The sequence below is a fragment of the Actinophytocola sp. genome (genome assembly GCF_009379765.1).
Lineage (GTDB): Bacteria > Actinomycetota > Actinomycetes > Mycobacteriales > Pseudonocardiaceae > Actinophytocola.
The window spans coordinates 1-23,273 of the sequence record NZ_WHTD01000029.1 but is presented as its reverse complement, the minus strand read 5'-3'; the positions used below and the strand labels follow the sequence as shown (position 1 = coordinate 23,273).

Annotated in this window: 19 protein-coding genes and 1 pseudogene; 13 read left to right on the top strand and 7 right to left on the bottom strand. The window is 71.2% G+C overall.

Annotated features, from left to right (window positions below):
• The first annotated feature begins 24 nt into the window (after positions 1–24).
• From GEV28_RS11650 to GEV28_RS11615, 8 genes are all read left to right on the top strand, one after another.
• Complete coding sequence (locus tag GEV28_RS11650; RefSeq protein WP_291411555.1) at positions 25–459, top strand: hypothetical protein; 435 nt, start codon at positions 25–27, stop codon at positions 457–459.
• Positions 460–462: 3 nt separating this feature from the next.
• Complete coding sequence (locus GEV28_RS11645; protein WP_291411553.1) at positions 463–2,073, top strand: dynamin family protein; 1,611 nt, start codon at positions 463–465, stop codon at positions 2,071–2,073.
• A gap of 8 nt (positions 2,074–2,081) precedes the next feature.
• Complete coding sequence (locus GEV28_RS11640) at positions 2,082–2,651, top strand: nucleotide exchange factor GrpE (protein WP_367115087.1); 570 nt, start codon at positions 2,082–2,084, stop codon at positions 2,649–2,651.
• Positions 2,648–4,510, top strand: coding sequence for a dynamin family protein (locus GEV28_RS11635; protein ID WP_291411551.1), 1,863 nt, complete (start codon positions 2,648–2,650; stop codon positions 4,508–4,510). Before GEV28_RS11640 ends, GEV28_RS11635 begins: the two co-directional genes overlap by 4 nt.
• Positions 4,511–4,620: 110 nt before the next feature.
• A complete protein-coding gene (locus GEV28_RS11630) occupies positions 4,621–5,358 on the top strand; it encodes a hypothetical protein (protein ID WP_291411549.1) in 738 nt (245 codons plus the stop codon).
• 331 nt (positions 5,359–5,689) lie between these two features.
• Positions 5,690–7,540, top strand: coding sequence for a phosphoenolpyruvate carboxykinase (GTP) (locus GEV28_RS11625; protein WP_291411548.1), 1,851 nt, complete (start codon positions 5,690–5,692; stop codon positions 7,538–7,540).
• Positions 7,541–7,677: 137 nt separating this feature from the next.
• A complete protein-coding gene (locus tag GEV28_RS11620) occupies positions 7,678–7,911 on the top strand; it encodes a hypothetical protein (protein WP_291411546.1) in 234 nt (77 codons plus the stop codon).
• 360 nt (positions 7,912–8,271) lie between these two features.
• Positions 8,272–8,856, top strand: coding sequence for a peroxidase-related enzyme (locus GEV28_RS11615; protein WP_291411544.1), 585 nt, complete (start codon positions 8,272–8,274; stop codon positions 8,854–8,856).
• Here the strand turns inward: GEV28_RS11615 and GEV28_RS11610 are convergent.
• The 6 genes from GEV28_RS11610 to GEV28_RS11585 form a co-directional block, all read right to left on the bottom strand.
• A complete protein-coding gene (locus GEV28_RS11610) occupies positions 8,853–9,779 on the bottom strand; it encodes a helix-turn-helix domain-containing GNAT family N-acetyltransferase (protein WP_291411542.1) in 927 nt (308 codons plus the stop codon). The genes GEV28_RS11615 and GEV28_RS11610 overlap by 4 nt on opposite strands.
• 54 nt (positions 9,780–9,833) lie before the next feature.
• Complete coding sequence (locus tag GEV28_RS11605) at positions 9,834–10,730, bottom strand: ROK family protein (protein ID WP_291411540.1); 897 nt, start codon at positions 10,728–10,730, stop codon at positions 9,834–9,836.
• Positions 10,730–11,533, bottom strand: coding sequence for a peptidylprolyl isomerase (locus GEV28_RS11600; RefSeq protein WP_291411538.1), 804 nt, complete (start codon positions 11,531–11,533; stop codon positions 10,730–10,732). The genes GEV28_RS11605 and GEV28_RS11600 overlap by 1 nt, the downstream gene beginning before the upstream one ends.
• Positions 11,530–15,627 (bottom strand): NEW3 domain-containing protein, encoded by a 4,098-nt coding sequence (locus GEV28_RS11595; RefSeq protein ID WP_291411536.1) that lies wholly within the window; start codon positions 15,625–15,627, stop codon positions 11,530–11,532. The genes GEV28_RS11600 and GEV28_RS11595 overlap by 4 nt, the downstream gene beginning before the upstream one ends.
• 485 nt (positions 15,628–16,112) lie before the next feature.
• A complete protein-coding gene (locus GEV28_RS11590; RefSeq protein WP_291411534.1) occupies positions 16,113–16,271 on the bottom strand; it encodes a hypothetical protein in 159 nt (52 codons plus the stop codon).
• Between the two features lie 220 nt (positions 16,272–16,491).
• A complete protein-coding gene (locus GEV28_RS11585; protein ID WP_291411532.1) occupies positions 16,492–17,688 on the bottom strand; it encodes an AAA family ATPase in 1,197 nt (398 codons plus the stop codon).
• A gap of 172 nt (positions 17,689–17,860) precedes the next feature.
• Here GEV28_RS11585 and GEV28_RS11580 point away from each other — a divergent pair, with 172 nt between their 5' ends.
• On the top strand, positions 17,861–18,370 hold the full coding sequence (locus GEV28_RS11580) for a CHAP domain-containing protein (protein ID WP_291411530.1): 510 nt from the start codon (positions 17,861–17,863) through the stop codon (positions 18,368–18,370).
• Here GEV28_RS11580 and GEV28_RS11575 read toward each other — a convergent pair.
• Positions 18,367–19,644 carry an acetyl-CoA C-acetyltransferase gene (locus GEV28_RS11575; protein ID WP_291411528.1) on the bottom strand — a complete coding sequence of 426 codons (1,278 nt, stop codon included), beginning with the start codon at positions 19,642–19,644 and terminating at the stop codon, positions 18,367–18,369. The two genes, GEV28_RS11580 and GEV28_RS11575, sit on opposite strands and share 4 nt — an antisense overlap.
• 117 nt (positions 19,645–19,761) lie before the next feature.
• Here GEV28_RS11575 and GEV28_RS11570 point away from each other — a divergent pair.
• From GEV28_RS11570 to GEV28_RS11555, 4 genes and pseudogenes are all read left to right on the top strand, one after another.
• Positions 19,762–21,131, top strand: a pseudogene (locus GEV28_RS11570) (3-oxoacyl-ACP reductase).
• Position 21,132: 1 nt separating this feature from the next.
• Positions 21,133–21,987: a MaoC/PaaZ C-terminal domain-containing protein gene (locus tag GEV28_RS11565; protein ID WP_291411526.1), complete on the top strand. Its 855-nt coding sequence runs from the start codon at positions 21,133–21,135 to the stop codon at positions 21,985–21,987.
• 10 nt (positions 21,988–21,997) lie between these two features.
• On the top strand, positions 21,998–22,702 hold the full coding sequence (locus GEV28_RS11560) for a YafY family protein (protein WP_291411524.1): 705 nt from the start codon (positions 21,998–22,000) through the stop codon (positions 22,700–22,702).
• A gap of 67 nt (positions 22,703–22,769) precedes the next feature.
• A complete protein-coding gene (locus GEV28_RS11555) occupies positions 22,770–23,138 on the top strand; it encodes a VOC family protein (protein WP_291411522.1) in 369 nt (122 codons plus the stop codon).
• Positions 23,139–23,273 lie beyond the last annotated feature (135 nt).

Sequence of the window (23,273 nt, the reverse complement as noted above, 5' to 3'; positions counted from 1 at the left end):
TGACGCCCGGGCTATGGACTCGCGGTGGGTGGAGAACACACCTCGCCCCCCGCGCTCATCGCCGCCGTGCCGCTCGTGGTGCGGCCACCGGTCTCGTGCCTCGTCCTGCCAGCGGTGGACGACCAGACGCCGGCCGCCCTCGTCGTGCCGCGGCTCGTGGCCAACGCCCGGCTCGACTTCCCGACCGGGATCGGCCTCTCCGGCGAGCGGCCCGGAGCCGAGAAGTCGTCGACCCGGACAACGGGGTCGCGCCGTGGCAGCGGGGTCCGCGACCAGCTCGTGCACCTGGTGCGGGTCGGTGCGCAGCCGGCTGCCGGCCATCCGCCCTCGCCACCGGCCAGGGACCCGCTTGCCGCGCTGGCCGACCGGTGCCCCACCGTTGTGCAGTACCGCCCCCCGGGTGTCGTCCTGTCATGGCACGATCAGTTGTGCATGGCCGGTGCCATTCGAGGGGAGTGACGCGTGACGACGGCTACCGAGCAGCAGCATCTCGCCGGTCCGTTGTCGGCCGCGGTGGCCAACCTGTGCACCCGGCTGCAGCCGCAGGTGTCCGCGCGCACCGCCGCGGGGTTCCGCGAGGTGTTGCGCCGGCTGTCCGCGCCGCTGCAGGTCGCGGTCGCCGGCCGGATCAAGTCCGGCAAGTCGACCTTGGTCAACGCGCTGATCGGGCGCCGGGTCGCGCCCACCGACGTCGGCGAGTGCACCCGGCTGGTCACCCGGTTCCAGTACGGCACGGTCGACCGGGTCGAGCTGGTGTTCCTCGACGGCAAGAAGCAGGTGCTGCCGTTCGACGCGGGCGGCATGATCCCCAACGACCTCGAGGTCGACTTCGACAAGGTCTCGCACCTGGAGGCATACCTCACCAACGCCGTGCTGCGCGACCTCACGGTCATCGACACCCCCGGCCTCGGCTCGCTCGACGACGCGTCGGTCAAGCGCACCGAGCAGCTGCTCGGCGCCGCCAAGCACCGCAAGCCCGACGACGCGACCGGCGACGCGACCGGCGACGCGACCGGCGACTCCGCCGCCGACGATGACGACGACGAGCTCGACCCCACCTCGCGCAACGCGGTCGCCGGCGCGGAGGCCGTGCTCTACGTCGTCACCCAGGGCGTGCGCGCCGACGACCAGCAGGCACTCGCCGCGTTCACCGCCGCCACCGCCAGCCGCGAGGCCGGCCCGGTCAACGCCATCGCGGTGCTCAACAAGGCCGACACGATCACGCCGGAGTCGGTCACCGGCTCCGACGGCGACGTGTGGAAGGCCGCGAGCCTGCTCGCCGAGAAGCAGGCCCAGACGCTCAAGCCACGAGTGGCCGACGTCATCCCGGTCATCGGCCTCCTCGCCGAGTCCGCCGAGTCCGGCGGGTTCACCTCGGCCGACGCCGACGGGCTCCGCTCGCTGTCCAAACTGGACGATGCGACGTGGGAGACCATGCTGATGTCCGCGGACATCTTCGCCACCTGGGACTGCGAGGTCCCCACCGGCACCAGGACCCGGCTGCTCGAGAAGCTCGACCTCTTCGGCATCCGGGTCGCGGTCGACGCGCTGCGGGCCGACCCCGAGCTCACCGCGGGGTCGCTTCGCCGCACGCTGCTCAACGCCTCCGGCCTCGCCGGCGTGCGGGGCCGGCTGGACGCGGTGTTCCGGGCCAGAGCCGACGGCATCAAGGCGGCCGCCGCGCTCGCGTCGGTCACCGCGCTCGCGCACGCCTCCGGCGACCCCGGCGAGCGGCAGCGCGTGCACGACGCCATCGAGGTCCTGCTGGCCAAGCCCGAGGCCCACCAGCTGCGGCTGCTCGAGGCGCTCACCCTGGTCACCTCCGGCGCGGTGGCGATGCCCGAGGACCTGGCCGAGGAGGTGCTGCGGGTCGGCAGCACCGCGGACATCGGCGAGCAGCTCGGCCTGCGCGGCCGGCCGCACAAGGAGCTGTCCGCCTACGCACTCGAGCGAGCCGGCTGGTGGCGCTCGTTCGCGTCGTTCGGTGCCACCCCTGCGCAAAGCCGGGTCGCGCACGTCGTGCACCGCGCATACTTCCTTATCTGGCAACAACTTCGCGAACAGGCGGGGTGAGTGGGGACATGGCTTCCTGGTTCAAGCGTGGCAAGGACGACGAGGACGCACCGGACTTGGCCGGCTCGGCGGAGTCCACGATCGAGGTCAAGGCACACGTGATCGCCGAGGCGGCCCGGGCGGCGAGCCAACCCCGGCACCAGGCCCAACACCAGGTGAACCAGGTCGGACCGCAGGCCGGCATCGCCGCGGACGGCCTGGTCGCCGGCGGTGACGTCGGCGGTGACGTCGCCGACCCGGACGCCTCGGCGGAGCCCGCGCCCGGTGCGGGCGTGCTCGACCTGGCGCTCTCCGAGCGGCGGACGCTGGTGCAGCTGTGCCTCTACGCGCTCGACCGGGCCCGCAGCGCGGGCGTGGCCGAGCGCATCGAGGAGGGCCTGGCCGGCATCGGCGTCTCCGCGCTGCGGCCGGACGGCAACCGGTTCGACCCGGCGTTCCACGAAGCCGGCGGCACGGTGTCCACCACCGACGAGACGCTCGACGGGCTGGTCGCCGAGACGGAGGTGGTCGGCTTCGCCGATCGCGGCGAGGTGCTGCGGGTACCGGTCGTCACCGTCTACAGCAAGGCGGCGCAATGAGTGCTCCGGCCCAGCAGCTGTCGCTGCCCAAGCAGGTCGCCCAGGCCCGCGAGAAGCTCCTCGCGCTCGTTCGCGAGTCCGACGAGGACGCGGCCAAGTGGGTCGAGGAGATCCGGGCCAAGCGCAAGGGCAAGCCGTCCGCGGTCGTCGTCGGCGAGACCAACCGCGGCAAGAGCTCGCTCGTCAACGCGCTGTTGGGCCGGTCCGGACTGTCCCCTGTGGACGCCGACGTGGCCACCGCCACCTACCTGGTGTTCGGCCACGCGGAGAGCTGGGAGGCCCGCGCCTGCTACCCCGGCCAGCTCGCGCCGGTCCCGGTCGACCTCGGCGAGCTCATCCAGTGGGTGTCCGCGTCGCACCCACTGCCGGCCGGCGAGCTGCCGCCGCGCTACGTCGAGGTCGACGGCCCGGTCGAGTTCCTCGCCAAGCTATCCATTGTGGACACCCCGGGCGTGGGTGGGCTCGAGTCGGTGCACGGCGAGCTCGCCGCCGAGGCCGCCGCGTCGGCCACCGCGCTGCTGTTCGTCGTGGACGCCTCGGCCCCGTTCACCTTGGGGGAGCTCAACTTCCTCGCCAACGTGGGTGAGCGGGTCGAGACCGTGGTCTTCGCGTTGTCCAAAGTGGATCAGTACCGCGGCTGGCGCCAGGTGCTCGAGGCCGACCAGGCACTGCTCGCCGAGCACTCGCCGCGGTTCGCCGGCGCCACGTTCCACCCGGTGTCCGCCCGCATGTACGACATGGCCAACAAGGCGCCCAACGCCGAGGCCGCCGCCATGCTGCGGGAGCGGTCCGGCGTCGAGGCCCTGCGCACCGCGCTCACCGACCTGCTGATCGGCCGGTCGGTCATGCTGTCCGAGGCCAACACGATGCGCGCGCTGTCCACCGCGCTCACCGAGCTCAACATCAAGCTGGAGTCCGAGCGGCGGGCGCTGTCCACCGGCGAGGAGGAGGCCGAGTCGTTGCGCGGCCGCAAGGAGGAGCTCACCGGCGAGCGGCGCTCGTCCACCAAGGGCTGGCAGGTCCGGATGCGCAGCGAGATCCAGCGCGCCCGCCTGGAGAACACCCATGAGGTCGCCCGGCAGATGCGCGACATGCAGTCGTGGTTCCGGCAGGCCATCGACGCCGCCGACCGGGACATGCTGCCCACCCTCCCCGGCCAGGTCGACGCGGCCATGCAGATGGTGTCCGGCCGGATCGGCGCGTCCGTCGGCGCGCGGCTCAACCGGGTGACCGAGACCGTGCTCGCCGACCTGTTCTCCATCGAGGAGCTCGAGATGATCCGCGCGCAGTTCGCCCGCGCCGGGCATCCGCCCGTCGTGCTGCGCCCGCCGGAGAAGCGCCAGCCCACCACCGAGGACAAGCTGCTGGTGTTCACCGGCGCCACCGGTGGTCTCGGTGCGGGCTCGATGGTCGCGCGGTTCCTTCCCGGCCTCGGCGCGGTCGGCGCGGGTGCGGGGGTCGGGGCGAGCCTGGTCGCGCTGGCGCCGGTGGCCATCATCGGCCTCGGCGCGGGCTGGTGGCTGCAGCGCACCCGCAAGCACACCGCGGACAAGCAGCACATGAAGCAGTGGCTGTCCGAGTCGATCACCGACGCGCGGTCCACTTTGGACCAGCTGGTGTCCGAGCAGCTCATCGAGGCGGAGTCCCAGCTGGCGCTCGCCCTGGACGAGGCGCTGGGCAAGCGCATCGCGGGTATCGAGGAAGAGCTCCGCGAGGTGGACAAGGCGTTACGACTCGACGCCTCCGAGCGCGCCAAGCGGTTGGGCGTGGTAAACAAGCGCCTGGCCGAGGTCACCGCCGGGCGGGACCGCACGGAGAAGCTCCTCGCCAGCATCCGGTCGGTCCGCGACCGCGCCTGACCCGGTCGGGGGCCGTTGGCGGACTGTCGTTGGCCCGGGAACCAACCGGGCCTACGGTTAGTCATAGTGGCGCGACAACACATCAAGACTTTCCAATAAGGGGGCAACCCGTGTACGTGGACGACGACACCTCGGCCGACGACACCACTGACACCGACACCACCGACACCGCTGGTCACGACGAGCTGACCGTCGAGGTCGACGGCGAGGAGTACGAGGTCGAAGAGAACTACGACATGGACCGCGACGGCGCCAACGACACCGCCGTCGTCGAGACCGGAGACGGTTACGTGGCGTACGCGGACACGGACAGCGACGGCACCGCCGATGTCGCCGTGCAGTACGACGAGGACGGCAACATCGTCGCCGGCGCCGAGTACGACGAGACCACCGGCGAGTGGCAGGAGGAGAACGTCGAGACCCTGCCGACCCCCACGGGCGACGGCGCCGACGGCACCACCGGTTCGGACGACTCGAGCGACACCACCGACACCAGGGACTCCGGCGACGACTCGTCCTCGGACAGCGAGAGCATCACCGTCGACATGCCGGGTGAGGACGTCGACGCGGGGCCGGCCACCTACGACACCGACGGCGACGGGGACAACGACACTGCCGTGGTGACCGACACCGACGGCACGACCTACGCGTTCACCGACACCGACGGCGACGGCGATGCCGACCAGGCCGTCGTCATCGAGTCCGACGGCGACGTGACCGTGGCCGAGCACACCGGTGACGGCGAGTGGACCGTCGCCGAGGAGGGCCACATCAACTCCGACGGCTCCTACGAGTCGGACGGCTCGTCGTCCACCAGCGGGTCGGACTCCGCGTGGGCCGAGCGCTGACCCTCGCCTGACCAGTCGCGGCACAACTGCACAACGATCGATCCCGGTGCGTTTCGGCGCACCGGGATCGATCTTTTTCGGGGTCTGTGTGGGAGCCCACTCGCGCAAAGGAGTGCTGAATCGATTTCAGAATCGGTCTTGTGAGGGAGCCGACACGTTAGGACTCGGTTAGCCGCCGTTCATCTGGTTAACCTCTTGACATCCCAACGCGGCATGACCCGTCCGGTTCCCGGACGGGAGCTTTGCCGTTTCATCCAGGACGCCGATGTCCGCACTACAGGACAGCGGGGTCCTAGCGGCATTTCGGCGTTCAGTCAGGAGACGAAGCGAGATGACGGCAGTGGCAATTCCAGGTGTGGACAGCGCACCGACGGCCCACAAGCGGCTTCTGTCATGGGTTCGTGAAGTCGCCGAGCTGACGATGCCGGACGAGGTGGTCTGGGTCGACGGCTCCGACGAGGAGTGGAGTCGGCTGACCGACGAGCTGGTCGAGGCCGGCACCTACACGCGCCTGGCGAAGAAGCCGAACTCGTTCTGGGCCGCCTCCGATCCCGACGACGTCGCCAGGGTCGAGGAGCGGACCTTCATCTGTTCCGTGGATCCCGCGGACGCGGGGCCGACGAACAACTGGATGGAACCCGCCGAGATGAAGACGATCATGACCGACCTCTTCCGGGGGTCGATGCGTGGTCGGACGATGTACGTGATCCCGTTCTGCATGGGCCCGCTGTCGGCGGAGCAGCCGATGCTCGGCGTGGAGATCACCGACTCGGCCTACGTCGTGACCTCGATGAAGATCATGACGCGGATGGGTACGAAGGCGCTGGAGAGGTTCGTCGACGACGACGGCAACGAGCGCGACTTCGTGCCCGCGGTGCACTCGGTCGGCGCACCGCTCGAGCCCGGCCAGGAGGACGTGCCGTGGCCGTGCAACGAGACCAAGTACATCACCCACTTCCCTGAGGAGCGGGCCATCTGGAGCTACGGCTCCGGTTACGGCGGCAACGCCCTGCTCGGCAAGAAGTGCTACTCGCTGCGGATCGCGTCGACGATCGGCCGGGACGAGGGCTGGCTCGCCGAGCACATGCTCATCCTGAAGCTGATCTCGCCCGAGCAGAAGGTCTACTACGTCGCGGCCGCGTTCCCGAGCGCCTGCGGCAAGACCAACCTGGCGATGCTCGAGCCCACCGTCCCGGGCTGGAAGGTCGAGACCCTCGGCGACGACATCGCGTGGATGCGGTTCGGCGGCGACGGCCGCCTCTACGCGGTGAACCCCGAGGCCGGCTTCTTCGGCGTGGCGCCGGGCACCGACTACCACACCAACCCGAACGCGATGCGCACCATCGAACACGGGAACTCCCTGTTCACGAACGTCGCGCTCACCGACGACGGGGACATCTGGTGGGAGGGCATGGGTGAGCCGCCCGCGCACCTGACGTCCTGGAAGAAGCAGGACTGGACGCCGAACTCCGACGAGCCCTCGGCGCACCCGAACTCGCGGTACTGCACGCCGATGGCGCAGTGCCCGATCCTCGCCCCCGAGTGGGACGACCCGAAGGGTGTGCCGATCTCGGCGATCTTCTTCGGCGGCCGCCGCGCGACGACGATTCCGCTGGTCACGGAGTCGCGTGACTGGCAGCACGGCACGTTCATGGGTGCCACGCTGTCGTCGGAGACCACGGCCGCGGCCAAGGGCAAGGTCGGCGTCGTGCGCCGCGACCCGATGGCGATGCTGCCGTTCATCGGCTACCACGTGGGTGACTACTTCAAGCACTGGATCGACACCGGCAAGCGGGCCGACGCCGCCAAGCTGCCGAAGATCTTCTACGTGAACTGGTTCCGGCGCGCCGACACAGTGTCTGATGCGGGACACCCGCGCCCGGGCAAGTTCCTGTGGCCGGGCTTCGGGGAGAACTCCCGGGTGCTGACGTGGGCCATCGAGCGCATCGAGGGCAAGGCGGCGGCCGCGGAGACCCCGATCGGCTGGGTGCCGACCGCGGACGACCTGGACCTGTCGGGCCTGGAGGCGTCGCACGCGGAGATCGAGGCCGCGCTGAAGGTCGACGTCACCGAGTGGCGGGCCGAGTTGCCGCTCATCGAGGAGTGGTTCGACAAGATCGGCGAGAAGCTCCCGACGCTGCTGCGTGAGGAGCTGGAGGTGCTCAAGCAGCGCCTCGGCTGAGGTCTCGCGCAGAGGTCTCGCACGGATCGGGGAGATCACTCGGAAGAGTGGTCTCCCCGATTTTCTGCAAGTTGCACCATGGCTCCGTGATAGCTACGTCTGCACAGACAGTAGCGCCGGGATCGTGGAGGTCGGGCATGTGCGAGACCGACAGGTGTGAGATGTGGGCGTGGCAGCTGTCCCGTTACGACGAACGCGTGCACGCCTTCGTCACCGGCGAGCGACCGGCGAGCTTCGTCGAGGCGGCCTGCAGCCACAGCGTGCCGATCGACAAGATCACCCGATCGCACGCGGGGCCGCGATGCATCGCCTGCCTGCTGATCGTGGGCGATCACCTGGCCGAGCATCACCGGATGGGTGCTGGCTGTTAGCTGTCCACCAGCTTTGTCCACAACCTGTGGACAAAGCTGTGCACAGCATGGGGTAGCCGATTGCCGGCAGAACCCGTAGCCAACGCCCTGGCAACGTGTCGGACATGCCCAGTTCATCCACCTGTCAGCCCGTTGTCCACAGTGACGGGGATGCCCGCTCGTGACGCACCGTGAGCGTCGGCTTCACTCGGCCCGATGGCTCACGCACCGGTCGAGCTGTCGTTCGAGGAACCGCCGGTTCGGCGTCGAGGTGGGCCAAGTGGTCAGTCATCGCGCACGGTGAGCAGCGTGTCGCCAACCCGGCCGACGTTCATGGACACAGCCCGAGGTTCTTGCAGGTCAACGGGTAGCGTGTGGGACGTGGCTGAGGATGTGAGCAGGTTCCCGGTCGTCGATGTCGACGGCCTTCCCGATGATCTTCGGGTGCGAGTCGGTCAGATCGCCGAGAAGTCCGGGTTCGTGCCCAACGTCTTCCGCGCTCTCGGGCACCGGCCCGCCGAGCTGCGTGCGTTCCTCGACTACCACGACGCGGTCATGGAGCGTGACTCCGGGCTCAGCAAGGCCGAGCGCGAGCTGGTCGTCGTCGCCACCTCCGGGGCCAACAGCTGCACCTACTGCGTCGTCGCGCACGGGGCCATTCTTCGCATCCGTGCCAAGGACCCGCGGATCGCCGATCGCGTCGCGGCCAACCCGTGGACCGTCGAGCTCACCGAGCGGCAGCGGGCCGTCGTCGACCTGGCGCTGGCGCTCGCCGTCGATCCCGTCACCTTCAGCCGTGTCGACCTCGACGCCGCTCGCGACGCCGGGCTCACCGAGGACGAGATCTGGGACATCGGCGCCGTCACCGCGCTCTTCGCGCTTTCCAACCGGATCGCGCACCTCACCGCGCTGCGGCCCAACGACGAGTTCTACCTGATGGGCCGGCTACCCCGGGACCAGAACTAGAGCGCGAGCCGCCACGTCTGGCCGGTCAGCCGGTGCCCGAACCGCACCGACGTGTCCTCCTCGACCAGCTCGAACCCCGCCCGCTGGTAGATCCGCCGCGCCGGCTCCAGCACGGACACCGTCCACAGCTCCATCGACGTGTAGCCGGCCTCGCGCGCGAACCGGATGCACTCGTCGACCAGCACGGTGCCGACGCCCGCGCCTCGGGCGGTCGGCTCGACGTGCAGCAGCCGCAACTTGGCGGTCGTGTCGTCCTTGCGCACGCAGAGGACCGCGCCGGCCCGCTCGCCGTGCAGCTCCGCCACCCACGCCGACTCCCGCTCCGGGTCGTGCTTGTCCAGGTAGCCCGCGACGATCCGCGCGACCAGCGCCTCGTAGGAGGAGTCCCACCCGTGCTCCTGCGCGTACAGCGCGCCGTTGCGCTCGATCACCCAGCCGTGGTCACCGGCCGCGGGCGGGCGCAGCCGCACCTCCGGCCGGGCCTCGGAGCTCGCCAGCCGCCTGCGGATCATGTCCATCGCGTCGACCAGGCGTTGCTGCTCGTCGTGGCTGAGGTCACCGAGCAGCGCCCGGATCTGCGCGATCGACTTCGTGTCCAGCACCCGGAAAGCGTCCCGGCCCTTGTTCGTCAGCCGGATCACCTGACGCCGCGCGTCCGAGGCCGACCGTTCGCGGCGGACCAGCCCGCTCTCCTCGAACCGCCCGAGCAGGCGGCTCAGGTACCCGGCGTCCAGCCCGATGACCCGCCGCAGCTCCGCGACCTCGGTCTCCTCGCGCTGCCCCAGCTCGAACAAAACTCTTGCTTCTGTCAACGAATAAGGCGTGCTCAGCAAGTGATCATCGAGCGCGCCGAGGAACTTCGTGTAGCTGCGGTTGAACGCCCGAACGCTCGATATGCGCTCGACCGGCACCTCAGTTGACATGGGTAGCGCCTCGTTTCCCGTGAAACAATTGCTTGACTGAGACAAGCATATGTCTCAGAGGGTCCGGAACGCCAGTGCCGCGGCGCCGAAGAGCCCGGCCCGCGTGCCGAGCTTCGCGGGTTCCACCCGAAGGTCCGCGAGATAGGACAGCCCCGCGTGCTCGGCGACGGTCTCCCGCACCGGCCCGAACAGCACCTCGCCCGCCTGCGCCACCCCACCACCGATCACCACGAGGTCGAGATCGCACACCGTCGCGGTCGCCACGACGGCCATCCCCACGGCCCGCCCACCCCGGCGGAACGCGGCGAGCGCGATCGCATCCCCGCCCGACGCGGCGGCGGCGAGTTCGGCCGCCGACGCCGACCGGTCGCTGGTCCAGCCTTGGCGCCGGGCCCAGCGGACCAGGTTCGGGCCGCTCGCCACGGTCTCCACGCAGCCCCGGCCGCCACAGGTGCACGGGTCGCCGCCGGCCGGCTCCGCGACCACGTGGCCGACGTGCGCCGCGTTGCCGGTCCGGCCACCGAACGGTCGCCCGTCCAGCACCAGACCGCCGCCCACGCCCGTGGAGACGACCATGCCCAGCATCGAGTCGCTGCCCTGCCCAGCACCGAGCCAGTGCTCGCCGGCCGCCATGCACAGCCCGTCCCCCGCCAGCGCGATCGGCACGCCCGGCAGCACCTCGGCGAGCCGTGACCGCAGCGGAAAACCGCGCCACGTCGGGATGTTGATCGGGCTCACCGTGCCGGCCGGGCCGTCCACCGGACCCGCGCTGCTGAGCCCCACCGCCAGCACGGACCCGGGTCGAACGGCGTCGATCGCGGCGTGGACCGCGTCGAACACCGGTGCCGCGGTCGGCCGGGTCGCGTGCCGCACCAGCCGCCCGGTGCGGTCGACCAGGCCGGCGGCGATCTTGGTGCCACCGATGTCCACCGCGAGCACGAGCCCGGACATCAGTGCCGGTGGGTGTTGTCGGGCTGCCCGGGATCGCCGGGATGCTCGAACCCGGGCGCCAGCCGGACCTCGTCCGCGGCGTGCCGGTCCAACCAGGCGGTGAACGCCCGCCGCCGCGCCGCCGACCGCAGCCGCGCGGTGATCTCGTCCCGCGCCTCGTCCACCGACCGCACCCGACCCGGCCGAACCTCGACGACCCGCACCGTGTGCCACCCGAGCGAGTCCCGCACCGGACCGACCACCGCACCCTCCGCCGCGTCGAACACCGCCTCCTCGACCCGCCCGGCGAGCTCACCGCGCCGCAACGTCCGAAGTGGACGGCCAGCCGGGTCGACCGGCGCCGGCGACTCGGCGATCGCGTGCCGGACGACCCGAAGCTCGGGAACCCGAAACCCCTCCGGATTGGTGAGGTAGTACTGCCGAACCCGCTCCCGCGCGACGACGACCTCCGCGGTGACCGCCACGAACACCGCCCGCGCCGGCGCGTTCCGGGCCAGCAGGTCGGCCGCGACACTCCCCAACCCGAGCATCGCCGCCCGATCCGGCGCGAGCTCGAGCAGGTCGGGCGCATCGGCCGCGGTCAACCCCCGCGCGAGAGCCTCCGCCGCCACCAACCGCTCGGCGACGAGCACCTGCACGAGCCACCGCCGCAGCTGCCGCCCCTCACCGGTCCCCGGCCGCGGCAACGTCGCCGCCACCGGCCTGGCCCGCAGCGACGCCTCCCGTTCGTCCACGTCGGACACGTCGACGGGGTCGCCGGACACCCACGCCACCGCCGACGCGCCGGGGGCGGCGGAGCTCATGGCAGCACTTCCAGCGGAACCGCGGGCGAGTAGAGCACGCGCCCCGCCCCGGCCACCCGGACCAGGGCCCACCACTTCCCGGGCGGTGCCCAGGGCGGCGCGGCGACATCGAACCCGAGCTCCACCTCGCCGTTCGCGGGGACCTCGGCGCCGACCGCCCGCGGCCCGGCCAGCTCCCACGTACCCCACGGGCTCACCAGCGCCGCCTCCAGCGCGAGCGGCGCGGAAGCCGACGACGCCACCCGCACCGCCAGCCGCGCGCGCGAACCCGTCCGCACGCGAACCGGTGACGGATCCGCGGCCAGCCGGATCAACCGATCCCCCGGCGGCGGGCCGACCGTCAGAATCGCCACGTCCTCCACCTCCTGCCGCCAGCTCGGCGGCAGCGAACCGGCCGGCGAGAGCCGCGCCCGCACCGGATACCGCCCGGTGACGGCGTCTTCGGGCGCGGTCACCGTCACGTCGGCGGACAGGTGGCCACCCGGCCGCAGACCGAACGGCACCTCGTCCGCGTCGGCCCGCCAGCCGGCCGGCAGCACCAGGCGAACGATGCCGGGCAGGTCCGCGTCCGTGCAGTCGGAGGCCACGGTCAGCCGCAGCGTCGCCGACCCGCCGGGCTCGACATCGGCGAGCGTCGGCGCCAGGTGCACCGCCAGCGGCAGGCCACCCAGCGGTGCCGGGCCGCGGTTGTGCAGCCAGTACTTCGCGTACAGCGGCTGCGCGGGCTCCGCCTCTGCGCCGATCGATGTACCGTCCACAGTGGAGTGAGCGGCGAGGACGGGGGTGGCCAGCACGGTCACCGCGTCACAGCCGTCGACCTCCACCACGTCACCGGACATGGGAGATGTGGCCTCCTCCAGCAGGTTCGCCACCGCCAGGTCGGTCAACTCGATCACGTCCGAGCCGATCCGCGCGGCCACCGGCTCGCCGGTGTGGGCCACGACCCGCAACGCCACCCGCGCATGCGGCGACGGCGCCACGGCCGAACCGCGGACCAGCGGGTTCCCGGCCGCCTTCACCGCCGCCAGCCGCACCCGGTCGGCCGGCTCGACCCGCAGCAGCGAGCCGGAGGAAGGCAACGAACCCGACGACGCGGGGATCACGGCATGCAGCGGCCGGCTGAACTCGGCGCTCACCTCGGCGATCCCGGCCGAACGCCAGTCGCCGGAACCCGAGGCCAGCGCGTACCGGAACTCGTGGGTCCAGTGCTGCAGCTGGAAGTTCGACCCGTCCGGCACGGTCCGCCGAGGCGGGTCGACCCACACCCCCGACGGCCAGCCCGTGCACGACCGGAGCAAGGACGCATGCAGCGTTCCCTCCGAGTCCACCGCGAAGCCCGGCAGCCCACGGTTCAGCAACGCCACCGTCTCCCCCGCGAAGGGCGGCTGCCCCGGGTCCCCGGAACCGACCTCGACCACGTGGTCGGCCAGATCCTCCACAATGGACTCGACCAGCGCGGGCAGGTCGGCGTGGGAGGCGGACACCACCAGCACGCCGAGCGCGCCGGCGTCCCGCAGATCGGCACTCGGTTGCCACACCTCCGCCAGTGGCTTGTCCGGCGCCACCCAGAAGACGCCCGTCTCGGAACCGTCGAAGACCGATGCGGTGAACGCGTTCGTCTCCGCGTCACCCAACGTGATCCGCACGTCCGGCAGGTTCGAGTCGACGGCCAGGTCGCCGTACCGCGGCCCGGTGGCGGACGACACCGTCGCGGTCACCCCGGACCGGGCCAGCGCCACCGCGAGCGACCTGGCCAGCGGCGAGGCATCGGCCGGCGACGGCACGATGATCTCCGCGACACCGATCGGCCGCAGTGCCCCGTCGGCCAGCCGCAGCGCCGCCGCCGAGGAGAGTCCGAACCACGTGTGCGCCGGGTTGTCCAGCGTCCACGGGTGCTGCGCCGAGTCGACGTCGACGAGCCCGAAACCACGTCCCACCACGGCGTTCCCGACCTCGGACACCGGCAGCGCTCCCGGCACCGGGCACGGCCAGCGCACCCGCAGCAGCTGGTCGGACCCGGTGAAGTCGTCGACCGTCGTGGTGCAGTCGACCCGGTCCACGCCGTGCCACAACGTGATCACCTGCGTGTACGCCACCGACCCGACCGCGCCCGTGACCGTGGTCCGCTCCCCGACCGGGCCGCGCGCGACCGAAACCGAGGCCGCCGCGGACGCCGACGTCGTGACGGGACCCTTCGGCAGCAGATGCCAAGGCCCCTCGCCGAACGTGGGATGGTCCGCGTACTCCTCGTACACCGCGAGCTCGTTGCCCACCCGCCCCTCGGCGATCAGCTCTCGCCCGGACGCGAGCTCCAGCAGGCTCGCCACGCCACCCCCACGCGCCGGATCGACCGTGACCCGGTAGCGTTCCGACGACGCGGCCACGCCGTCGACCGGGACCCACCCCTGGTCGTCCGCTGTGGACGGTTCGACGCGGTAGGCGCGCCAGCCCAGTGGCGGCACGCCGGTGGCGCGGAAGGTCACCGAGTGCCCGTCGTGCTCCACGAGCGCCGGCAGCGCCGCCCCGGACTCGTCGACGACCGTGACGCCGGCGAGCGGCGCGGAGAGCCGCACGGTCACCAGGTCGGATCGGCTGTGGCTCAGGGAGTTCCACACCACGACCGGCAGCCCGGCCCCGGGCAGCGGCGAGACCTGGCCGGACAGCGCGGAAAGTGCTTGGTCGCGGACATCCGCGGCGAGGTCGTGCGCGTCCCGCCAGCTGGTGACCAGGTCCAGGTACACCTGGTCGGACTCGGAGCCGGTGATCCCGTCGTGGTGCGCGCCGTACGCGAGCTGCACCCACGCCTTCGCGAGCGCCGCGTCCGGATAGGACGAACCGGCGAGCAGCGTGGCGAACACCGCGAACGGCTCGGCCTCCAGCACCGCGACCTCGGCGGCGCGCTGGGCCTGCTTGGTGTCGATGTAGGAAACGTCCTTGCCGGTGTAGATCGGGTTCATGTCCCGGGTCTGCGGCGCGGGCTCCTCCCCACACTCGGCGAGCTCCGCCCGGACCGCGGCGAAGAAGTCGCGTGGTAGCGAGCAGACGAACCGCGGCCATACATACCGCGCGGCGAAGTCGCGGTGCACGTCGGTGACCCACTTGTTGGGCGGCGTGTAGTCGCCACCGACCGGCAGCAGCACCGCACGCGTGGTGGCGACCTGCTTCAGCGCGAGGAACAACGCGTACGCGGCGTCGCACGCGGCTTCGACGCTGGGCGCGGAGTCCATGGCCCAGCCGGAGCCGTAGTGGTCGGTCATGTACGAGGTGAGCAGCCCGCGCCCGGACGGCGAGACCCACTCGAACTCGCTCGGGAACTGCATGCGCCTCGGGTCGCCCTGGCCGGCCGCCGTGCGCTCCATCGGGCCCCACTGGTGGAACGGGCCGCGTGCCCACGAGGTGGAGGTCAGTCCGGCGGCCGCGGCGAACCCGGGGAACGCGGGGTCGTGGCCGAACGCGTCGAGCTGCCAGGCGGTCGCCGGGTCGCCGCCGAGCACGTCCCGCTGGAAACCCATGCCGTGCACGAAGTTGCGGATGGTGGTCTCGGGGTCGGTGAGGTTGGTGTTCGGTTCGTTGTAGGCGCCGCCGAGAATCTCGACGCGACCCTCGGCCATGAGCCGGCGCAGTACCTCGCGGTCCTGCGGGTAGGTGTCCCAGTACGGCTTGAGGTAGTCGACCTCGGCGAGCACGAAGCGGTACGCCGGCTCGGCGAGCGCGAGGTCGAGGTGCGCGCGGACCAGGTCGAAGCCGGCGAGCTGGCGGGCGCCGCGGTGCGAGCCGGGGAAGTCGAGCTCGTCCCACGCGATCGTGTAGGCGGCCTGGGTGTTCCACCAGACGGGGTCGTAGTGGAAGTGGCTGACCATGTGCATGGTCCAGCCGGGCTCGGCCACGACGAGCTCGAAGTCGACCTCGACGCGATCGGTACCAGAGGTGACGACGGCCCGCGCGGGAAGTGCGGTGCCCGGAGCGGCGCCCCGGGTGTCGACCCCGACCTCGACAACGACCTGCCCCGACACCGCCACGTCGACGGGCTCGGGGGTGGAAACCCGTTGGCCCTCGACATGAACCCGGGCCGAACCGGCCCCGGTGAACGACACCCAAACAACGTGAAGCGGAGCCCCAACCGTCCCGACGAACAACTCGGTCGACTCCACGGACACAGCACTCATGCCAGGCACTGTGCTTGCTTGATCACAAGCACACAACCAGGAACACGAACTTTGCCCCAAGCTGGTCAATGTCCAACCGTGCGCCCTGAGTCTCCCCCGCCGAGAGCCCGCGAGCCCGCGAAGCGGCGAGCAATGACGAAGGGGTGGTGCGAGGCCGCGTCAGCGGCGAGTGGGCCGGAGTCGGCGGTGGTGACCACGCTGGGTTGGGTGGGTGTCGCACCGTGGGGGGTTGGGGGGCTCGGCCCCCCAGAGCAATGACGAAGGGGTGGGCGCGAGGCCGCGTCAGCGGCGAGTGCCCAGATGGAAACCCCGCAGTGCTGCCAGGTCGGGGGTCCGCCAGCACTGCGGGGTCAATCCGTTCATCGTGGGTGTCGCCTGGGGCGTTACACGGCCACGAAAAAACTTTGGCCGACTTATCGGACGTGGTTGGCCTGCCGCTGCGCCATGATCAGGATCTCGTCCCGCATGGCCGGCGTCTTGGCCTCGGCGACGGCACGGCTCACCGCCCGGCGGTTGCGGGCCTCGACACGGCGGGCTCGGAGCTTCGCGGCGATGTTCATCGGGTTCTGCATCTCCTTCTACGGCTTCGCTGGTTCCTCCAGCTACTGACCATTATGCCTCTTGCAACGTTAAAAGACACTCATCTATTCGGTGAGACGGACCACAAGCCAGTGATTCATCGGTCAACTGACTCATGAACCGGACGTAGCCGAACGGCACCCCGGGAGTCGATGTGGAAGTATCCAGATGTCTAGCAAGATCGCTAGACGCGACGAGAAAGCGGCAGAGGAACTAGTCGTCCATGTTCAGCAGGTACCGCCCGAAATGCGGCACGGTGAACGCGATCCGGCCCCGCTCGGCCGAGTAGATGAGGCCCTTCTTGATGAGCGAGTCCCGCGCGGGCGAGAGCGACGACGGCTTGCGTCCGAGGTGCGATGCGATGTCCGAGGTCGCCGCGCCCTCATCGGTCTTGCCCTTCGTCAGCTCGGCCATCGCACGCAGGTACTCCCGCTCGGCCGGCGTCGCCCGCTCGTAGCGCGAGCCGAAGAAGCCGACCGCGAGCTCCGCCTCCGCCTCCGGTGCGGCTACGCCGACGTCCTCCGCGGTGATCGGGTCGCTCGGCGCCGCGTCCCAGGCGGCCTTGCCGTAGGCCTGGATGAAGTACGGGTAGCCGCCGGCCGCGTCGAAGAGCGCGTCCAGCGCCTCGTCGGTGATGCTCGCGTCTTCGCGCGAGACCGGCGCGATGATCGCCTGGTCCGCGTCGGCGCGGACGAGCCGGTCGATGCGCACGTACCGGAACAGGCGCTCCGAGTACGACTTCGACGCCGACAGCACCGCGGGCAGGTGCGGCAGCCCGGCGCCGACGACCACGAACGGCGCACCGGACTGGGACAGCTCGTGGCAGGCGGCGCACAGCGCGGAGATGTCGTCGGCGATCACGTCCTGCATCTCGTCGATCAGCAGCGCGACGCCGGTGCCGACGTCCTGGGCCAGCTCGGCGACATCGGTGAACAGCTCGACGAGGTCGATCTCGATGTCACCGGAGTCGGCCCGCCCCTGCGTCGGCGGCACGTCGATGCCCGGTTGCCAGCGGTCGCGCAGCTTGGCGTCGCTCGGGCTCGCACGCAGCGCGAACGCCTTGAGCACGCCGAGGACCTGCTCGACCCGGTCCGGCGCCCGGTGCCGCACGGCGAGATCGCGCACGGCCCGGTGCAACGCGGCGGACAGCGGCCTGCGCAGTCCCGCGTCCGGCCTGGCCTCGATCTTGCCGGCGCCCCACCCGCGGCGCACGGCCATCGACCTCAGCTCGCCGAGCAGCACGGTCTTGCCGACCCCGCGCAGTCCGGTGAGCACGAGGCTGCGCTCCGGGCGCCCGCGCGCGACCCGCTCGAGCACCACGTCGAAGGCCGCGACCTCCTTCTCCCGGCCGGCGAGCTCGGGAGGGCGCTGTCCCGCGCCGGGGGCGAATGGGTTGCGCACCGGGTCCACGATCGCACCGTATCCAGGTTTCTAGCGGGAACCCGATATTGCGCCAGAAAGCCCTACGGCGTGTCGCGTTTCCTCCGGCAACGCATCCCGCTCACGGCCTGGTATCGCGCGGACGCGCACGGTAACGTCCCTGATCGTCAGTTGGAAAATCACATCTCGTCGGGGAGATTTCGTGAACATGTATCTGATCAGGTTGGCCCGCTCGGTCGCGATCGGCGCCGCCACGGTCGCGCTGGCCGCCGTCCCGTTCGCCGCGAGCGCCACGGCCGCGCCGGCGACCACACCGGCATCCGTCGCGATCGAGGACATCACCCCGGCGTCGCCCGGGGACGGCACGATCGAGGGCGCCATCCAGTGGATGGAAGGCCACGCCGGCAACTCCGGCTGGGAGGGCTACTGCGAGATGGCCGTGGAGAACGCCTACGGCACCACCGGCGTCTGGGCGTCGGCGATCGCCCACTGGCAGGGCGCGATCCAGTGGGGCAAGGCCCACCCCGGTGACTGGAACGCGCCGCGCGGCGCGTTCGTGTACTGGAACACGAGCCAGTGGGGCCATGTCGGCATCTCCGACGGCAACGGCGGCTTTTACTCCTCCAGCGTCGCGGGCGCGATCGGGCACCGCACCAACAAGAACTACTTCGTCAACTACCTCGGCTGGAGCGACGCCCAGGTGCCTGCCTAGTCGGCTTCGACGATCGCGGTGACCCCCTGGCCACCTGCGGCACAGATGGAGATCAGGCCCCGGCCCGATCCCTTCTCGTGCAGCAGCTTGGCCAGGGTGGCCACGATCCGCCCGCCGGTCGCGGCGAACGGGTGGCCCGCGGCCAGCGACGAGCCGTTGACGTTCAGCTTCGACCGGTCGATCGAGCCGAGCGGCTCGTCCAGGCCCAGGCGCTCCTTGGCGAAGTCCACGCTCTCCCAGGCCGCCAGCGTGGCCAGCACCTGCGAGGCGAACGCCTCGTGCATCTCGTAGAGATCGAAGTCCTGCAAGGACAGTCCCGCTCGCGCGAGCATCCGCGGCACCGCGTAGGCCGGCGCCATCAGCAGGCCCTCGCGGCCGTGCACGTAGTCGACGGCCGCGGTCTCCGAGTACGTCAGGTGGGCGAGCACCGGAAGGCTGCGCGCGGCGGCCCACTCCTCCGACGCCAGCAGCACGGTCGACGCGCCGTCGGTCAGCGGTGTCGAGTTGCCCGCGGTCATCGTGCCCTCGCCGCCGCCGAACACCGGTTCGAGCTTGGCGAGCTTGTCGGCCGACGAGTCCGGCCGCAGGTTCTGGTCGCGGGTCAGCCCGAGGTAGGGCGTGAGCAGGTCCCCGAAGAAGCCGCGCTCGTAGGCCGCGGCGAGCTTCTGGTGCGACGCGGCGGCCAGCTCGTCCTGCGCCTCCCGGCTCACGCCCCATTCGCGCGCGGTGACCGCCGCGTGCTCGCCCATCGACAGGCCGGTCCGCGGTTCCGCGTTGCGCGGGACGTCCGGCACGATCTGGGTCGGCCGCAGCTTGGTGAGCGCCTTGAGCCGCGCGCCGACGCTCTTCGCGCGGTTGAGCTCGAGGAAGATCTGCCGCAGGTCCTCGTTGAGGCCGAGCGGCGCGTCGCTGGTGGTGTCCACGCCGCCGGCGACCGCGGAGTCGAGCTGACCGAGCGCGATCTTGTTGGCCACCTGGAACACCGCCTGCAGGCCGGTGCCGCACGCCTGCTGGACGTCGTAGGCGGGCGTCTCGGGGGACAGTTTCGAGCCGAGCACGCTCTCCCGGGTCAGGTTGAAGTCGCGGCTGTGCTTGAGCACCGCGCCGGCCGCGACCTCGCCCAACCGCTCGTCCTGCAGGCCGAACCGGCTCACGAGACCGTCGAGCGCGGCGGTGAACATGTCCTGGTTGGACGCCGTGGCGTAGCGGCTGTTGGACCTGGCGAACGGGATCCGGTTGCCGCCGACGATCGCGACCCTGCGCACCTGGTCCATCTCTCGATCACTCCCCGACGGTCGACCCGCTCTGACATCGTCCCGGCTGGCAATCCTAACCTACTCGCGAGTAGGCTCGGCGTCGAATGAGGCGCCGAACACGGAAAGCGGAGCATCATGACCGACCGCTATCAGCAGTTTGCCCGGTCCGGTATCGGCCGGCAGGTCGTCCGCCGGCTCGGCCTGCCCAACCCGACGCCGCTGCGCCGATATCGCTCGGGCGACCCCGTGCTCAACGGTCCGGCCCTGGTCGGCGCCGCGCAGGGCGGCCGGCTGCTCGACAGCGTGCACACCGTGCTCAAGGCGGCCGGGATCGAGGCGCTCACCGAGCCGCTCGCCGCGGCCGACGGCGAGAAGCCGGCCATCTCGACAAGGCACGCCGCGCTGGTGTTCGACGCCACCGGCATCACCACGCCGGAGCGGCTGCGGGAGATGTACGCATTCTTCCATCCGGTGATCCGTTCGGTCGGCACCTGCGGCCGGGTGGTCGTGCTCGGCACGCCGCCCGAGTCGGCGGGCGACCGGCGTGCCGCGATCGCCCAGCGCGCGCTGGAGGGGTTCACCCGCTCGGTCGGCAAGGAGCTCAGGCGCGGCGCCACGGTCCAGCTGGTCTACGTCGCGCCGGGCGCCGAGGCGGCCGTCGAGTCGACGCTGCGCTTCCTGCTGTCGGCCAGATCCGCCTACGTCGACGCCCAGGTGATCCGGGTCGGCACGCATGGATCCGGCACGGCGGAGCCGGACGACTGGCAGCGGCCGCTCGCCGGCAAGGTCGCGCTGGTCACCGGCGCGTCCCGGGGCATCGGCGCGTCGATCGCGGACGTGCTGGCCCGCGACGGCGCGCACGTCGTCGCGCTCGACATTCCCGCGCAGGGCGACGAGCTTTCCGCGGTCGCAACCGGGTCCGCGGCACCGCGCTGCAGGTCGACATCACCGCCGCGGACGCTCCCGCGCGGATCGTCGAGCACCTGAAGGAGCGGCACGGCGGGGTTGACATCGTCGTGCACAACGCCGGCATCACCCGGGACAAGACCCTCGGCAAGATGAAGGAGTCGGCCTGGGACGCCGTGCTCGCGGTGAACCTCGCCAGCCAGCTCGCGGTGAACGACGCGCTGCTCGCGGCGGATGCGCTGCGGCACAACGGTCGGCTCATCGGCGTCTCGTCGATCGCGGGCATCGCCGGCAACGTCGGCCAGACCAACTACGCCACGAGCAAGGCCGGCGTGATCGGCATGGTCGACTCCTACGCCCCACGGCTCGCCGAGCGCGGCGCGACGATCAACGCGGTGGCTCCCGGCTTCATCGAGACCAAGATGACCGCGGCCGTCCCGCTGTTCATCCGGGAGGCCGGCCGGCGGATGAACAGCATGTCCCAGGGCGGCCTGCCGGTGGACGTCGCGGAGACCATCGCCTGGTACGCGAACCCGGGGTCGGCCGCGGTGAACGGCAACGTCGTGCGGGTCTGCGGCCAGAGCCTGCTGGGGGCCTGACGTGGCGATCACCCAGCTGTCGGCCGCGCCGAGCCTGGCCACGCTGTACCCGAGGGCCGTGCTCACGGGGTTCCGGCGCAAGGGCGGCGAGCTGCCGGACACGTCGTACTCGCTGGCCGGCGTGCGCGTCGACCCGCGGCATCTCGCGGCGTACAACCGGGTGTGCGGGTTCCGGCTCGGCGACGAGCTCCCGGCCACCTACCCGCACATGCTCACCTTTCCCTTGCAGATCAAGCTGATGGCCGCGGGTGACTTCCCGTTCCCGCTGGCCGGCTCGGTGCACGTGGCCAACCGGATCACCCAGTCCCGGCCGCTGCGCCTCTGCGACGAGCTGGAGCTGCGCGCGCACGTGGCGGACCTGCGCGACCACCCGCGCGGCAAGCAGTTCGACATGATCTCCGAGGCGCTGATCGGTGGCGACGTCGTGTGGACCGACGTCTCGACCTACCTGCGCCGCGGACCCGGCTCGGGCTCCGCGGAGAGCAAGGAACATCGCGAACCGCCCGCGCCGACCGCGGTCTGGTCCGTGCCGGCGGACATCGGCCGGCGCTACGGCGAGGTGTCCGGCGACCGCAACCCGATCCACCTGCACAAGCTCACCGCGAAGATGTTCGGCTACCCCAGGGCGATCGCGCACGGCATGTGGACCAAGGCCCGGTGCCTCGCGGCGTTCGAGGGCCGGCTGCCAGCCGCGTTCACGATCGACGTACGGTTCAAGCTGCCCGTGCTGCTCCCGTCGAAGGTCGGCTTCGCGGCGTCCCCGGACGGCGCGGGCTGGCGGTTCGAGCTGTTCGGCGCCCGCAACGGCAAGCCCCACCTCGAGGGGACGATCAGTTCTGTCGGTGCCCCGGCCTAGCGTCGGCGGCATGAACCGCACGGATCGGCTGTACGCCATCGTCGAGGACCTCCGTGCCGTCGCGCCCCGGCGGCGGTCCGCCCGACACCTGGCCGAGCGCTACGAGGTGAGTGTGCGCACCATCGAACGCGACATCGACGCGCTGCAACAGGCCGGCGTGCCGATCTTCGCCGACCAGGGTCGCTGCGGCGGGTACGCCGTCGACCCGGCGATGACGTTGCCGCCGTTGAACTTCACGCCCGCCGAGGCGGTCGCCGTGTCGGTGGCCCTGCGCGGCGCGGCCGGCTCGCCGTTCGCCCGGGAGGCCCGCAACGCCCTGGGCAAGATCATGGCGGCCATGCCCGCGCGGCACGCGTCGGCCGCGCGCGAGCTGGCCGAGCGGGTCCAGTTCATGGCTGCGGCCAACGCGGACGAGCCCGTGGCCATCCCGCTGATCATCGAGCACGCGGTGGCCGCCCGGCGCGTGCTGCGCATCGACTACGTCGACCGCGACGGCGTGCCCACCGAGCGCGAGGTCGAGCCGGTGATGTTCCTCGCCGGGCTGCGCGGCTGGTACCTGGTGGCCTGGTGCCGGTTACGCGACGGCGTTCGGGTGTTCCGGCTCGACCGCATCATCGGCGGCCACGACACGGGCCGGCCGGCGCCCGCGCGGCCGACCGAGTCGATCGCCGTCTGCCTGCCCGGCAATGTGACGCGCGTCCCCGCACTCGCCTGAAAACACCGACAGGGGGCTGTCGCGAAGCCGTCCGATCCTGGTGTCACCAACCAGGAGGAGGCATCGGATGACACACGGAACGGTCGGCTGGATCCAGGTCGACACGGACGACCCCGCGGGCGCCGAGAAGTTCTACGGCGAGCTGTTCGACTGGACGTTCGCGGCCGACCCGAACGGCGGCGGCAAGTACCACCTGGCCACCGGCGCGGGAGCCGAGCACCCACACGGCGGGATCCTCGACACCGAGGGCAACTCCCCGAGTCGCGCGACGTTCGTGGTGATCGTGTCGGACGTGGCGAAGGCCGTCGCGGAGGCGGAGCGCCTCGGCGGCAAGGTCGTCAACCCGCCCACCACGACACCGTCCGGGCTGACCTTCGCGGACCTGCAGGACCCGGCCGGCAACCACTTCGGGGTGTTCACCCGGCCGGGGGCTTAGGAATTGTCTCAAATTAACTTGTACATGTCGTGATTGTTCTGTCATGGTTCTGGTATGGCCATGGTCGTGGAGATCGATGAGCAGGTCCTGGCGGCGAAGTTCGGGACGATCCTGCCGCACTTGGATGAGCGGCAG